3 protein-coding genes are annotated in these 17,419 nt (G+C 38.5%); 1 reads left to right on the forward strand and 2 read right to left on the reverse strand.

Annotated elements, in window-relative coordinates; all coding sequences use genetic code 11:
- Nucleotides 1-2: 2 nt before the first annotated feature.
- A complete protein-coding gene (locus tag H6G79_RS17880; protein ID WP_190590820.1) occupies nt 3-5,795 on the reverse strand; it encodes an ATP-binding sensor histidine kinase in 5,793 nt (1,930 codons plus the stop codon).
- A gap of 84 nt (nt 5,796-5,879) precedes the next feature.
- Nucleotides 5,880-11,327, reverse strand: coding sequence for an ATP-binding sensor histidine kinase (locus H6G79_RS17885; protein ID WP_191049364.1), 5,448 nt, complete (start codon nt 11,325-11,327; stop codon nt 5,880-5,882).
- A gap of 143 nt (nt 11,328-11,470) precedes the next feature.
- Here H6G79_RS17885 and H6G79_RS17890 point away from each other — a divergent pair, with 143 nt between their 5' ends.
- Nucleotides 11,471-17,401, forward strand: a complete 5,931-nt coding sequence (locus H6G79_RS17890; protein ID WP_190590816.1) for an ATP-binding sensor histidine kinase — start codon at nt 11,471-11,473, stop codon at nt 17,399-17,401.
- Nucleotides 17,402-17,419 lie beyond the last annotated feature (18 nt).

Raw genomic sequence — 17,419 nt, forward strand, 5'->3', positions numbered from 1 at the left:
ATTTATTGGCTAATTGGAATTAAAATCACAAATTCTGTACCTTGCCCTGGTGAGGAATTACATTCAATAGAACCGCCATGTTTTTCGACAATAATCTGACGAGCGATCGCCAGTCCTAAACCTGTGCCTTTACCTACACTTTTGGTAGTAAATAAGTTGTCAAATATTTTTCGTCTGACTTCTTCATTCATCCCAATTCCGTTATCAGCAATTTTAATTTCGACATATCGATTTATCAGAGATGTTTGAATTGAAATCTGATGTCTAATTCCCTGATGTTTATCAATTTTTACTTCTTCTAAAGCATCAATGGCGTTTGCCAGAATATTCATAAATACCTGATTTAACTGCCCAGGAAAGCAATCAATAGCAGGTATATTGCCATAATCGGTGATAACTTCTATAGCTGGACGTTTTTCGTTAGCTTTGAGACGATGCCGCAGAATTAAGATTGTGCTGTCAATACCTTCATGGATATTAAAACTGACTTTATAATTTTGATCAGCACGAGAGAAAGTGCGAAGACTAGTGCTGATATTTTTTAGGCGATCGCAAGCTACAATCATCGAATTAATTACCTTGGGTAAGTCTTCTAAACTGTAATCTAAATCAATTTCTTCAGCATGTTCTTGGATTTCTTCACTGGGGTTTGGTAAACTTGCTTGATAAAGCCGTAAATGTTCAAAAATCTCCACAATTGTGGGTTGAGTTTGTTTTAAACTAGCAGCAATAAAACCTAAAGGATTATTCATTTCATGGGCAACGCCGGCGACCAAATTACCCAAAGCCGACATTTTTTCGCTTTGCACCATTTGTAATTGAGCTTGTTGTAAATTCTGCAATGCTGCTTCTAATGCTTCGGATTTTTGTTTAACGGCTGCTTCAGCTTGTTTGCGTTCGCTAATATTTCTACTAAAGGCAAAGTTATATGCTTTGCCATTAAATTCTACATAGTCAACAGTAACTTCCACAGGAAAAATATGGCCATCTTTGTGTCGATGATAAGATTCAAATACACAAAAACCTTTCTGAGATAATGATTGCCAATGTTCTTCCCAGAATTCTTGCGGGAAACCTGCATCAAAATCAAAAATATTTTTCCCAATAATCTCGTCTTGTCGATATCCCAAATCTTTACAAGCTGCATCATTTACATAAAAAATGCTGGCATCTTCTTCAATCCACCAGATACCAATAGATGCCCGATCAATTGAGAATTGTTTGAGTAAAGAATCTTGGAGTGCTTGCTGTGCTTTTTGGAAAAGTTGGGCATTTTCTAGAGATATTGCTGCTTGGGAAGCCAGAAGTTTAATAACTTGTACACGTTCTTGTGTGAATACCCCAGCAGTTAATTTATTTTCTAAATAAAGCAAACCAACTAAATGGCCTTGATTCACTATCGGCATACACAACACGCTCTGGGGTTGATGTTGCAGCATATATTCCCCTATTACCCCTGGTATATCTGTTTGGCAATTTTCAATCACCAGTGTTTTTTGGGTATTCTTAACATAATGGATAATTCTTTTGGGAATATCTGGGCAAGTTTCGAGTAATTGTGGTTCCAGAATAGTGTTTAATTTTTCATTCTCAATCACAGTAATGGCTTGTACTTGCCAAGTATGATTTTGAGGAAGTAACAATATAGCTTTTTTTGCACCAGAGTTTTCCAAAATAATTTTTAGTAAATTGGCAATTAGTTCATTTAATTCTAAATAACTGGAAATTGCTTGCGCCGCTTTGATTACAGAAGTCAGATCCAGAATTTCAGAATAACTGGTGCTATTGCTGCTAGAAGTACGAGTTGATAAAGTAACGTTATGGGGAGCAATATTTTCTAAGAAGTTGAAGTCATTTTTTTGTTGTTGCAAAATTAAATGCAACAGTTGGGGATAGTGTTTTTCTAAGTCGGTGACTTTGGCTTTTGCACCCCAGCGAGCATAACAGTAGTATGCTTCTTGCATATAACCTGCGGCAATTTTCTCTTTACCCCAGTTGAGGTAAAATTTAGCTGCGAGTTCGTTAGCTAAAGCTTCTTCTTGGATGTAACCGTTAGTTTTAGCTCCTGCAATAGCGCGATCGTAAAAATCTCCAGCTTCGTAGAATTTGCCGAATATCCGATGTTTTTCCGCTTCGATTAAATCAACTTTATGCTGATGATTCATGGGTGCGTGATGCGCCCAATGTTGAAGTTTAGTTTGATTTTCGGCTACACGTTCTAAAGTGATTAATTTTTCATCTATCTGTGCCAAAGCCAGCAGAGAATCATAAAAATAAAACACTGGTTCACTGACTAATCCTGCACCAGCCATGAAATAGCGTTTGACTTCAATTGCATAATTTTCGGCTGATTCTATTTCTGCAAACCAGAAACAAAGCATTAGCTTATATAAAGAGAAAATATATAATCCGTAACCATCATTCGCAGATTGCAACAAGGAAATAAATTCATCTTCTTGTAAGGCTTCTCCAGATAAAATTGTCGGGTTCTCCGTGAAGCCAAGTAAATTTAAAATTGCTTGCCAATAAATGCGGCAATAATTGGCGGTGGTTAATTGGTTAAGCTGCATCAACCCATTGCTGTAAGCGCGAGTTTCTTGTTCCAAATTAATTAAAGACTGACTGCAACAAAAAGCATAAAAGCAAAAATTGTGGGCGTTATGTCCAGCAAATTCTAATTCACCAACTTCTAGTGCTATGCTATAGCCTTCTTGCAATAGTGGTAGGCTTTCTTGGATGTGAGATTTGCGTTGGCGAATATACAGTCCTAAGAGGAGACATACTTGCGGTTTAGCTGCTTTCGCATCTAATTTGGTGGTGAGTTGGAGTGCTAACTGCTCAAACTCTATTGCTGTATCGACATCTTGCAAAAAATTACAAAGTACACTATGGGAGCAATAAATATAACCTGTAGCGGGTGTGTTTCCATACTGAATAGATGTTTTGACTGATAAAGAAACCAGTAAGGGAAACAAAGGAGAACCAGCAAGGTAAGCCACAGACATAATGCTACTAGCGATTTGCACAATTGCCAGTTTTGTGGCATCTGTCATTAAGGGGAGATGAACTAAATCTGCAATTTTTCTGTCGCCAATTAGTTGGTTAATTTCTTGGATTTCTTGTTGAATATCGGCTGGTGTGGGTGTGTCTTTTAAGGTTACGCCCAGTTGTTGCAAAATTGTTTGAGCGATCGCAATGGCTGCGCTAAATTTATTCTGGGAGACAAGAGACTGAATTTTAATCCGGTAAACCTGTATTTTTTCCGGTAAGGATTTTGCCTGCTGAATCACTTGATTCACAAACAGTTCCATAGTGAAAAAATCACCGCAAAGCATAGCTAACTCAGCAGCTAATTCATGAAAAGCCAGAGAGATGTCATATTGCAGTTGCCAAGCTTGGGGACATAACAAAGATAATCCCACAGTGACATACTCCCGCGCCGCTTGATAAGCAGTGGCGGCTTTAGCTTTGCGACAAGCCATCAAATTAAGTTGGGCAAGTTCCTCTTTTTCAGTGACTTGGGTAATTAAATCTACACCCTGATTTAATTGATTCACAATTTCAAAGATTCGCCCTTCCCTCGCGCTGGGAGAAACTTTTTGTAACAGTAGTTTGCCAATGCGGTAATGAGTTTTTTGTTTTTGTTCTAAAGGAATTAATGAATAAGCTGCTTGTTGAATGCGGTCGTGTAAAAATCGATATTGGACTGATATTTGATGATTTTGATGGTCATGGTTGATGATGACTTCATCATTCACATCTCTTTGATAAAACTTATAAATATTATTTGTCGGTAAAATTAACCCTTCCTGTAATGCTTTCCATAAATCTGCCGCCACTTCAATTTCTGATGTCTCCGCCACAATGGCTAAGGTTGTCAAATCAAATTGATTGCCAATATACGCGGCTAACTGTAATACATATTGCGTTGCTAATGGCAATCTTTGTAACTGAAATGTCATGAAGGTGACTACATCATTTGTCACTGCTTGTTGACTAACTTTTGTGATGTCGCATTCCCAACAGCCCAAGTCATAGTTAAATTGAATCAGTTGATCTTGATGCAGGGCTTTGAGAAACTGTGTTGTAAAAAAGGGATTGCCGTGGGTTTTTTGAGATATTAGTTGTGACAGAGGCCAAGCTAAATTTTCGGGACATTTTAAGGTATCGGCTACTAATTGATTAACTTGTTCTTGGCTGAGGGGTAATAAGTGTAATTGATGAATTGTTGTGTGGTTTTTTTCAAGTTCAGCCAAAGTTAACATTAATGGATGTATGGGACTGACTTCATGGTCTCGATAAGCACCAATTAATAATAAATGGGTGGTGTCAGTCATTAATAGCTGCATTAATTTGAATGATGCGATATCAGCCCATTGCAAATCATCGAGGAATAATACTAAGGGATGTTCGTTAGTTGTAAAGACTTTGATGAATTTTTGCCAGATGAAATAAAATCGATTTTCGGCGCTTATACCTGAGAGTTCTGGGACTGGTGGTTGTTTACCGAGAATTTGTTCTAGTTCGGGAATGACATTAATGATGACTTGTCCACTGTCGCCAATGGCTGCTAAGATTTTGCTTTGCCATTGCTGAATTTGGGCATCGCTTTCTGTTAATAATTGCCCGATTAAATCGCGGAATGCTTGGACGAAGGCACTAAAGGGGATGTTGCGATTAAATTGGTCAAATTTACCTTTAATGAAATAACCATGTTGTTTGACGATGGGTTTATGTACTTCGTTGACGACGGCTGTTTTGCCAATTCCCGAAAAGCCGGAAACTAACATGATTTCTGTGGCGCTTTGACTGACTCTTGTAAATGCTTGTAAGAGGGTATCTATTTCGGCTTCTCTGCCATAGAGTTGATCAGGGATGAGGAAGCGATCGCACAAGTCCCTCTGTCCAATGATAAAATTCTCTATCTCACCTGTTTCTTTGAGTTGACGCAAGCATTTTTCTAAATCATATTTCAATCCCAAGGTGCTTTGATATCTGTCTTCGGCATTTTTCGCCATTAGTTTGCTGACGATTTGTGAGAGTACAGGCGGAATTTTCGGGTTAAGTTGGTTGGCTTGTGGGGGTTGTTTGGCAATGTGAGAATGTACCAATTCCATCGCATCATAAGATTGAAATGGTAATTGTCCCGTAAGCAATTCGTAAAATGTTATACCTAAAGAATAGAAATCAGTGCGGTAGTCAATACCCCGATTCATTCTTCCTGTTTGTTCTGGGGAAATGTAGGCGAGGGTTCCTTCTAAGACATTGGGGTTAACTAGAGTTTGGCTTTCTCTTGGGAGTAATGTTGCTATGCTAAAGTCGATTAGTTTTACTTGTTTGCTTTCGGGATTTATTAAAATATTGCTGGGTTTAATGTCTTTATGGATGATACGATCGCGGTATAGTATTTCCAAGGCGTTGCATAAGGCGATCGCAATTTCCAAAAATTCCTGTAAAGATTGGGAATTTTCCCCAATTCCCGACTCCCAATGCTTGATTCCCCATTCTTTTAGGGAAATCCCTCCAAAGTCTTCCATTACCAACACATAGCCATTTTGGTAAGTTTCCAGGCTATAGGTTTGGATAATTAATGGCGAGTTGAGATTTTTGGCGATGGTGTATTGATTGCGAAATTGTACCAGTTCCTCAAAACTGGGGTAAGGATTTTTCAGCAGTTTGATGACTACTTGTAATGAGTCAGCTTCTCGATATCCTCGATACACCAAGGTTCTGGAACCGTTGTAGAGTTCTTCTGTAACCTGATATCCAGGTATGCTGACCATTGTGTTAACCATACTGCCAAATCCTGATGAGTCACAGCCTTATCTTGCCCAATTTTTCTCAGCCACGTTAAATTTATGATAAAAATGAGCAAAAATTTATAACGGCACTTGAATGATAAATTCTGTTCCTACACCTAGAGTTGAGTGACAACTTAAGGTTCCACCGTGGGTTTCTGCGACAATTTGACGCGCAATAGCCAATCCTAAACCAGTACCTTTACCCACAGCCTTAGTAGTAAACAAATGGTCAAATATTTTTTGCTGAATTTCTTCGCTCATACCTTGACCATTATCAGCAATAGAGATTTTTGCATATTTATCTACAATTGCGGTAGTAATTGTAATCTGGTTAGGATGAGCTTGAATTTCTGCAAAGCTTTTACCAATACTTGCTTCTTCTAAAGCATCAATAGCATTAGCCAAGATATTCATAAACACCTGATTTAATTGCCCAGGGAAACAATTGACTAAAGGTAAATTAGCGTAATTAGTGATAACTTCAATGGCGGGACGTTTTTCGTTAGCTTTGAGGCGATGCTTGAGAATTAAAATGGTACTATCAATACCTTCATGTAAATTAAACTGTACTTTAGAATCTTGATCAGCGCGAGAAAATGTCCGCAAGCTAGTACTAATATTTTTTAATCTGTCGCACGCCATAACCATTGCATCGATTGTTTTTGGTAAGTCTATTAACAGATAATCCAAGTCAATTTCTTCAGCGTGGTCTTGAATTTCCTCACCCGGATTTTCTAACACGTCTTGATAGAGTTTGAGATGTTCCGTCAAATCAGCGACATTCGGTTTAGTGTGTTGGAGACTCACTGAAATAAAGCCCAGAGGATTATTCATTTCATGGGCAACTCCCGCCACTAAATTACCCAACGCAGACATTTTCTCACTTTGGATTATTTGTAATTGGGCTTGTTGTAAATCTTGTAATGCTTGTTGAGATTTTTGATAAAGTCGGGCATTTTCTAATGAGATGGCGGCTTGAGTGCAAAGTAAATTTAAGATTTCTACGCGATCGCTAGTAAATGCCCCCGTCACTAAATTATTTTCAAGATATAAAATACCGATTAACTTGCCTTGCTGTAAAATCGGGCTGCACAAGATACTTTGAGGTTGCTGACGGACAATATACGAGTCGTTAGCTAGGCTAAGATCAGTTGTCGCATCCACCAAAACAACCATTTGCTGACTGTGCTTGACTTTATAAATTAATTTCAAAGGAATATCCTGGCTGTCCTCAATAGCAAGATTCTGCAATAAAGTTGGCTGATTTCCTTCTGTAATTGAGCCTGCAATCACCAAGGAATTATCTTGCAATAGTATTAACACACATTTATCAGCCCCAGCATTCTTCACAACAATAGCCAGCAATGTTGACAGCAGTTTTTCTAGTTCAATTTCACTAGCCAGAGTTTGGTAAGCAGTAAGAATCGCTCTTAAATCCAGGCTATCGGAAATACTGCTGCTAGAAGTAGGGGAACTGGTGGATGTGAAAGTTGCTGAAGCTAGGATAGTTTCGTTAGTTGTCACAGTCGCACGAGTTGATTGTAATATCGGTGCAAGTAATTCGGCATAGTGTTGTTCTAAGTCAGCAATTTTGGCTTTTGCACCCCAACGAGCATAAGCATAGTAGGCTTGAATCATGTATTCCTCAGCTATGCGCGGTTTACCCCAATCAAGATAAAATTTGGCTGCTAGTTCATTAGCCAGTGCTTCTTCAGCAAGATATTCGTGAGCTTGAGCCGAAGCAATGGCTTTGTCGTATAGTTCACTGGCTGCTACTTTCTCTCCTAAAACACGACATTTTTCTGCTTCTAATAAGTCAAATTTATGTTGGTGATTCATTGGCGCATGATAAGCCCATTGCTGTAACTGAGTTTGGTTTTGCGCCACTCGTTCTAATACAGTTGCAACTTCGCTACAATCTAGGCTGAATTGGGCTAAAGCCACTAAAGAATCATATAGATAAAAAGCAGGTAAAGTAGCCGATCCTGATGCAGCAATTAAATATTTTCGGCACTCAAAAGCATAACTATTAGCTTGTTCAAGTTCTGCAAACAAATAGCATAGTTGCAATTTATATAAGTAGAAAATATAAAAACCAGAAAAATCATTTGCTGAACGCAATCGGGAAAGACATTCTGCTTCTTGCAGGGCTGAACCAGACAAAATAGTAGGATTTCCCGTACAACCTAGTAAATTTAAAGCAGCTTGCCAATAAATGCTACAGTAACTTGCTGATGACATCTGTTTGATCTGGAGCAAACTATTGTAGTAATTACCCATCTCTTGTTCCACACTTACCAAAGGTTGACCAGACCAAAACGAATGTAAGCAAAAATTGTGAACACTAGCGCCTGCAAAGACTAAGTTGCCAACTTCTAAAGCAGTTGTGTAGCTTTCCTGCAACAAAGGTAAGGTTTCCTTGAGGTGAGATTTTTGATGCAGGATAAAACTTGCCAACACCATTAATATTTCTGGTTTACTAGCTTTAGCATCAAGTTTTAAAACCACATCCCATGCTAATTGAGCAAACTGGACAGCTAAATCTACATCTTGCAGCAGCTGGCAAATAATCACGCTATGAGAAACATAACCATAAGCAGAAGCAGGAACATGACCATATCGCAGAGATAATTTAACGGATAAAGCAGTCAGTAATGGCAGTATAGGAGAGGCAGAAACATAAGCTGCTGGTAAGATACTGCGAATAGACTCCACAATGGCAATAGTATTAGCATCTGTCATCACAGGTAAATGAACAAAATCTGCAACTCTTTTGTTAACCAGTAATTCGCTAATTTCTTGCATTGACTCTTGAATATCTGTTGGTGTCGGTATTTCTGGCAGCGTTACACCCAACTTTTGTAAAAGTTTTCTTCCAGTTTCCACAGATTCGATTTGTTTATTCTGTAAATGATTAGCTTCAATTTTCAAGCAGTAAACATTTATCTGTTCTAATAAAGATTGTGCTTGGGCAATTACAATATCAATGAAAAGTTCCATAGTATCAAAATCACCGCAAAGCATAGCTAATTCCGCAGCTAATTCATGCAAGGCGAGGGTGATTTCATATTGCAATTGCCAAGCTTGAGGACATAACAAAGATAATCCCACAGTGACATACTCCCGCGCCGCTTGATAAGCAGTGGCGGCTTTAGCTTTGCGACAAGCCATCAAATTAAGTTGTGCAAGTTCCTCTTTTTCAGTGACTTGGGTAATTAAATCTACACCCTGATTTAATTGATTCACAATTTCAAAAATTCGCCCTTCCCTTGCAGTGACAGAAACTTTTTGTAACAGTAGTTTGCCAATGCGGTAATGAGTTTTTTGTTTTTGTTCTAAAGGAATTAATGAATAAGCTGCTTGTTGAATGCGGTCGTGTAAAAATCGATATTGGACTGATATTTGATGATTTTGATGGTCATGGTTGATGATGACTTCATCATTCACATCTCTTTGATAAAACTTATAAATATTATTTGTCGGTAAAATTAACCCTTCCTGTAATGCTTTCCATAAATCTGCCGCCACTTCAATTTCTGATGTCTCCGCCACAATGGCTAAGGTTGTCAAATCAAATTGATTGCCAATATACGCGGCTAACTGTAATACATATTGCGTTGCTAATGGCAATCTTTGTAACTGAAATGTCATGAAGGTGACTACATCATTTGTCACTGCTTGTTGACTAACTTTTGTGATGTCGCATTCCCAACAGCCCAAGTCATAGTTAAATTGAATCAGTTGATCTTGATGCAGGGCTTTGAGAAACTGTGTTGTAAAAAAGGGATTGCCGTGGGTTTTTTGTGCTATCAGTTGTGACAGAGGCCAAGCTAAATTTTCAGGACATTTCAGGGTATCGGCTACTAATTGATTAACTTGTTCTTGGCTGAGGGGTAATAAGTGTAATTGATGAATTGTTGTGTGGTTTTTTTCAAGTTCAGCCAAAGTTAACATTAATGGATGTATGGGACTGACTTCATGGTCTCGATAAGCACCAATTAATAATAAATGGGTGGTGTCAGTCATTAATAGCTGCATTAATTTGAATGATGCGATATCAGCCCATTGCAAATCATCGAGGAATAATACTAAGGGATGTTCGTTAGTTGTAAAGACTTTGATGAATTTTTGCCAGATGAAATAAAATCGATTTTCGGCGCTTATACCTGAGAGTTCTGGGACTGGTGGTTGTTTACCGAGAATTTGTTCTAGTTCGGGAATGACATTAATGATGACTTGTCCACTGTCGCCAATGGCTGCTAAGATTTTGCTTTGCCATTGCTGAATTTGGGCATCGCTTTCTGTTAATAATTGCCCGATTAAATCGCGGAATGCTTGGACGAAGGCACTAAAGGGAATGTTGCGATTAAATTGGTCAAATTTACCTTTAATGAAATAACCATGTTGTTTGACGATGGGTTTATGTACTTCGTTGACGACGGCTGTTTTGCCAATTCCCGAAAAGCCGGAAACTAACATGATTTCTGTGGCGCTTTGACTGACTCTTGTAAATGCTTGTAAGAGGGTATCTATTTCGGCTTCTCTGCCATAGAGTTGATCAGGGATGAGGAAGCGATCGCACAAGTCCCTCTGTCCAATGATAAAATTCTCTATCTCACCTGTTTCTTTGAGTTGACGCAAGCATTTTTCTAAATCATATTTCAATCCCAAGGCGCTTTGATATCTGTCTTCGGCATTTTTCGCCATTAGTTTCATCACAATATCGCATAAAACTTTTGGTATTTCTTCTCTTCTATCTCCTGGATTTTGCTCACTTCGACTTCGCTCACTTCGACTTCGCTCACTTCGACTTCGCTCAGTGAGCCTCCTGTTTTCTAGACTAGGTGGCATTTTCGCAATGTGAGAATGTACCAATTCCATTGCATCGTTTGATTGAAATGGTAGTTCTCCTGTAAGTAGTTCGTAAAATGTTACTCCCAAGGAGTAGAAGTCTGTGCGGTAGTCAATACCCCGATTCATTCTTCCTGTTTGTTCTGGGGAAATGTAGGCTAGGGTTCCTTCTAAGACATTGGGGTTAACTAGAGTTTGGCTTTCTCTTGGGAGTAATGTTGCGATGCTAAAGTCGATTAGTTTTACTTGTTTACTTTCGGGATTTATTAAAATATTGCTGGGTTTAATGTCTTTATGGATGATGCCCTCTTGATAGAGCAAATCAAGTGCATCGCATAGTGAAATTGTGATTTCTAAAAACTCTTGTAGAGATGCTTGGTTTTGTTGCAGTAGCCATTGTTTGAGAGAGATGCCACCAAAATCTTCCATTACCAGCACATAACTGTTTTGATAAGATTCTAGGCTATAGGTTTGAATAATGAGAGGAGAATTGAGATTTTTTGTAATAGTGTACTGATTACAAAATGATAATAGTTCCTGATAGTTTGGGTAAGGATTTTTCAGAAATTTGATGACTACTTTTAATGAGTCAGTTTTTCGATATCCTCGATAAACTATGGTTCTGGAGCCATTGTATAGTTCTTCGGTGAGTGTGTAGTTGGGAAGACTGAGCATACTAATGAGTTACTAAATATACTTGATTATTATTCCCCTACATACATCATATAAAACAGTTCAGAGCAACTTTTTTGCTTTTTGAAGTCCTCTAAGCAATTTTGGGAACACTAAATAACACATTCTCCAGTCTGAACGCAGTTATGATTAGCACTCCAGTCAGTCTTCCCGGATATATAGTCAGCGAACAAATCTATGATGGTTCTAGAACTGTAGTTTACCGGACAGTCAGAGAAGCTGACAATTTACCTGTAGTCATTAAACTGCTGAAAAACTCTTATCCTAGTTTTAGTGAACTTTTATCTTTTTGCAATCAGTACAGCATCGCCAAAAATCTCAACTCACCGCTAATTATTCAAACCTATAGCTTAGAAGCATACAAAAATGGTTATGCGTTAATCATGGAAGATTTTGGTGGCATTTCTCTTCCAGAATGGAAGGCTAAGAATGGGGAAGAATTTCTGGAGGAGTTTTTAGAAATTGCAATTTCACTGTGCAGAACTTTAGATATTTTATATCACGAGCGGATTATTCATAAAGATATTAAACCGAGTAATATCTTAATTAATCCTTTAACCAAACAAGTTAAATTAATTGATTTTAGCATTGCATCTTTATTACCACGAGAAACACCAGCGATTGTTAATCCTAACGTCTTAGAAGGGACACTTGCTTATATTTCTCCAGAACAAACCGGAAGAATGAATCGCCCAATTGATTACCGGACTGATTTTTATTCTTTAGGTGTGACTTTTTATGAATTACTCACAGGAGAATTACCTTTTCAATCACATGATGCGATGGAGTTGGTACATTGTCATATTGCGAAAATGCCGCCTAGTTTAGAAGGTAGGAGGCTCACTTCGACTTCGCTCAGTGACCAGACTTCGACTTCGCTCAGTGAGCAAAATGGAGGAAGAAGGGCAGAAATACCAAAAGTTTTATGTGATATTGTCATGAAATTGATGGCGAAAAATGCTGAGGATAGGTATCAAAGTGCTTTGGGAATAAAATATGATTTAGAAAAGTGTTTATCTCAACTCCAAGCAACGGGTTTTATTGAACCTTTTGAAATTGGAAAACGGGATATATGCGATCGCTTCATTATTCCTGATAAACTTTATGGTAGACAAGGGGAAGTAGATACTCTATTACAAGCATTTGAACGAGTCAGCCAAGGCGCAACAGAAATAATGCTGGTTGCGGGGTTATCTGGAATTGGTAAAACGGCAGTTGTGAATGAAGTTCATAAACCAATTGTCAGACAACGCGGTTATTTTATCAAAGGTAAATATGACCAATTTCAACGGAATATTCCCTTGGGTGCTTTTGTGCAAGCATTCCGCGACTTGATAGGTCAAATCTTAACTGAAAGTGATACACAAATTCAACAATGGAAAAATAAAATTTTAGCGGCCGTGGGTGAAAATGGCGGGGTAATTATGGAAGTTATTCCCGAATTAGAAATCATTATTGGTAAACAGCCACCTGCTATAGAATTATCTGGCACAGCAGCACAAAATAGATTTAATTTATTATTTCAAAAGTTTACCCAAGTATTTACCTGTGCTGAACATCCCTTAGTGATATTTTTAGATGATTTGCAATGGGCAGATTCAGCATCATTAAACTTAATCCAGCTTTTAATGACTGATACAGGTTATCTTTTTTTAATTGGGGCGTATCGTAATAATGAAGTCAAGCCAGCAGATCCATTAATGTTGACTTTAAATGAAATTCAAAAAACACAAACCCCAATTAATACTATTTATTTAGCCCCATTAAATCAAATTGAATTAAATCAATTAGTATCAGAAACCCTAAAATCACCCGAAGATTTGGTATGGAATCTTTCTGTATTAATCTATCAAAAAACCCAGGGCAATCCGTTTTTTGCCACCCAATTTCTGAAATCATTACATCAAGAAAATCTCATTCAATTTGATTTTGACTTGGGTTGTTGGCAATGTGATATTACTCAAGTCAATCAACTGGCACTTACAGATGATGTTGTGGCTTTCATGGCATGGCAATTACAAAAAATGCCACAATCAACACAAAATATCTTACAATTAGCGGCTTGTATTGGGAATTCTTTTGATTTGGCAACTTTGGCAATTGTTTCTCAGCAGTCAGAGATAGAAACTGCTGCTGATTTGTGGAAAGCATTGCAAGAAGGGTTAATTTTACCCATTAGTGAAGTTTATAAATTTTACCAGGGAATTGAAGGCGATCGCCTGACCCTAGAATCAAGCAATACTAATCAACAATTGGCAAAGTATAAATTTTTGCATGACAGAGTACAGCAAGCCGCCTATTCGCTGATTCCTCAAGAGCGAAAACAAGCAACTCATCTCCAAATCGGGCAATTACTCCAACAAAATTTATCTGACACCGAACAAGAGGAAAAAATATTTGATATTGTTGGACATTTGAATCAAGGCATTCAGTTAATTACTGAACCAAAAGCACAGGAACAATTAGCGCAACTCAATTTAAAAGCAGGAACTAAGGCGAGAAATTCTACAGCATATTCCGCAGCCAGAATATATTTTCAAACTGGACTAGAACTATTACAAGAAAATTGTTGGATTCAGCAGTATGAATTGGCTTTGCATCTTCATGTTGCGGCGGCAGAAGCGAGTTATTTAACTAGTGACTTTGCCAGTATGGAACAAATAGCAAGCATCGTATTGCTATCGGCTCGCAGCATTTTAGATAAAGTTAAAATTTATGAAATTCAAATTGCCGCCCAAGTTTTACAAAGTAATGTGTTAGAGGCGATCGCAGTTGGCAGAACAGCATTAGCGCAATTAGGGGTCGAACTGCCACAAGCACCTGATCCAGCCTTGACTGGTAACATCCTACAAAACCTGAATACTCAACTTTCAGGCAGAAACATTGCAGACTTGCTCAATCTGCCATTAATGACCGATCCCACTACAGAAGCCGCAATCGAAGTGTTGGGAATGCTGTTTTCACCCATCATCCAAGGAATGCCCGGTTTATTACCCTGGTTAAGTTCGATGATGGTGAGTTTATCTCTGCAATCAGGTAATACTGTAGCATCCACAACTGGATATGGTATTCACGGGATGGTGTTGTGTGCATTCTTAGAAGATGCAGTCACAGGCTATGCTTTTGGTCAGTTGGCGATCAATTTACTGGAAAAATTTCAGATCCAAAAGCATAAATCCGTTGTCCTTTCTTTGTTTGGCTGCTTTATTCAACATTACCAAGAGCGATTAGATGCCACAATCCCTCTGTTGTTAACCGCCTACCAAACTGGTATCGAAACCGGAGATTTTTTACACGCTGGTTTTGCTTTGGGTGGTCACAGTGATGGCAGATTTTTCACTGGTGAAGAACTGCATCGTTTTGTTCCAGCGATGGCTGATTATAGTCTGGCATTGGCTCAGGTAAAACAATATTCGGCTCAAGTATATTTGAATTTGGGTAAACAAGCAGCGGAGAACTTAATAGAACCAGTTAGCCAACCAGATTACTTGATTGGTAATACCTACAATGAAACATTCATGCTGACTAAGCACCAGCAAGATAATGACTTCATTGCGATCGCCCAAGCTTATATCTACAAACTGCTACTTGCTTGCTATTTTGCTAATTATACAAATGCACGCAACTATATTGACCAAGCCAAGCCTTGTTTAATGGCAGTATCAGGATCGATTTTTGTACCGATTTTCCATTTTTATGCGGCGCTAACTTATCTAGGACTTGTCCCCAACCAGCCAGAAACAGAACAAGCCGAACTGCTGGCGGTTGCAGCCAGCCACCAAACATTTCTGCACCAATGGGCTGGTTATGCGCCGATGAACCACTTGCATAAATGGTATTTAGTCGAGGCTGAACGTCATCGAGTTTTGGGTGAAAAATTTGCCGCCAGTGAGTGTTATGACAAAGCGATAAATCTGGCTAAAGAACATCAATTTATCAACGAAGAAGCCCTCGCCCAAGAATTAGCAGCCAAGTTTTATCTGCAATGGGATAAACCGCGCATCGCCGAGGAATACATGATTCAAGCTTATTATGCTTATGCCCATTGGGGTGCAAAAGCCAAAATTGCCGATTTAGAAACACGCTATCCCCAATTACTTGCGCCGATATTACAATCAACTCGTGCGACGATTACAACTAACGAAACTATCCTGGCTTCAGGAATTTTCACCTCTACCAGTTCCCCTACTTCTAGTAGCAATATCTCTGATACCTTCGATTTAAAAGCGATTCTCACAGCTTATCAAACTCTGGCTGGCGAAATTGAACTAGGAAAATTGCTGTCAACATTGCTGGCGATTGTTGTGAAAAATTCTGGGGCTGATAAATGTGTCTTAATGTTATTGCGAGATGAGCGTCTGTTCATCAAAGGCTTGATGACAGAAGGAAAACCACCAGTTGTCTTGCAGAGGATTCCAGTTGAAGACAGTCAAGAAATTCCCCACAAGTTAATTTACAAAGTCAAGCACAACCGCCAAACTGTTGTCCTACGGGATGCAGTCGCAGATTATACCTTAGCCAACGACCCATATATTGTTCGACAACAGCCCAAGAGTATCTTGTGTAGTCCAATTTTGCATCAAGGTAAATTGCTGGGGATTTTATATCTAGAAAATAATTTAGCAACAGGAGCCTTCACTAGCGATCGCGTCGAACTGTTGAATTTACTCTGTACGCAAGCGGCGATTTCGCTAGAAAATGCCCGACTTTATGAGCGAGAACAAGAAAAATCCCATTCCTTACAAATTTCCCTGGCACAATTACAACAAACTGAAGCGTCTCTGGCTCAAGAACGAGAATTTTTAAATATCATCATTGATAATATTACAGATGGAATTGTTGTTTGTGATGCTAACGGCACATTGACCTTATTTAACAAAGCAACTTATGAATTTCATGGCTTACCAATAGCATCATTACCCCCTGAAAAATGGGCAGAACATTTTGACCTTTATCAGCCTGATGGGCAAACACCATTATCAACCCACGAAATTCCTTTATTTCGTGCTTTACAAGGGGAAAAAATCGAAAACGTCGAGATGGTAATTGCTCCCAAAAATGGTACACCGAGAATTTTGTTAGCTAGTGGTCAAGCAATCTTTGATGCTTGGGGTAATAAAATTGGTGCGGTAGTTGTTATGCGAGATATTAATGAGCGTAAACAAGCTGAACTGGCTTTACAACAAAAATCATTAGACTTACAAAAAGCTCTCCAAGACTTACAAACAGCACAATTGCAAATCATCCAAAGTGAAAAAATGTCAGCTTTGGGTAATTTAGTTGCGGGAGTGGCGCATGAAATGAATAATCCTTTAGGCTTTATTTCTGCAACTCTCAAACAAACTAAACCAAATTTGGGAGATATCATAGAACATTTAAAACTCTATCAAGTAAATCTAGAAAATCCTAGTACTGAAATTCAAGACCATGCCGAAGAAATTGACTTGGATTATCTGTTAGAAGATTTACCAAAAACTCTAGATGCCATGATGATTGCTTGCGACAGATTAAAAAATATTAGCACTAGTCTGCGGACTTTCTCGCGTGCTGATAAAGATTACAAAGTCCAATTCAATCTTCATCATGGCATTGATAGCACCATCTTAATTCTCAAACATCGCCTCAAAGCAAATGAACAACGTCCAGCGATTGAAGTTATCACTGATTACGGCGATTTGCCCCAAATAGAATGTTTTCCTGGACAGTTAAATCAGGTATTTATGAATATTCTCGCCAATGCGATTGATGCTTTAGAGGAAGCAAATACAGGTAGAAGCTTTACAGAAATCAAGGCTGATCCCAACCAAATTAAAATTACAACATTGCTTGTAGAAAAATCTGTCAAAATCTCAATTGCTGATAACGGTAAAGGTATGAGCGAAGAAATTAAACAAAAAATATTCGACCATTTATTTACTACGAAAGGAGTTGGTAAAGGTACAGGATTAGGATTAGCCATTGCTCGGCAAATCGTTGAAGAAGTCCACGGTGGTAAGTTAAGTTGTCACTCTGTTTTAGGACAAGGTACAGAATTTGTGATTGAAATTCCAGCGTGAGATTGATGGAGCAAGGTA

It is taken from the genome of Anabaena sp. FACHB-83, assembly GCF_014697485.1.
GTDB lineage: Bacteria > Cyanobacteriota > Cyanobacteriia > Cyanobacteriales > Nostocaceae > Nostoc_B.

Excerpts from the sequence above, each read along its gene's own strand:
- H6G79_RS17880 (WP_190590820.1), bottom strand. The coding sequence starts at position 5,795 with ATGGTTAACACAATGGTCAGCATACCTGGATATCAGGTTACAGAAGAA.
- H6G79_RS17885 (WP_191049364.1), bottom strand. The coding sequence starts at position 11,327 with ATGCTCAGTCTTCCCAACTACACACTCACCGAAGAACTATACAATGGC.
- H6G79_RS17890 (WP_190590816.1), top strand. The coding sequence starts at position 11,471 with ATGATTAGCACTCCAGTCAGTCTTCCCGGATATATAGTCAGCGAACAA.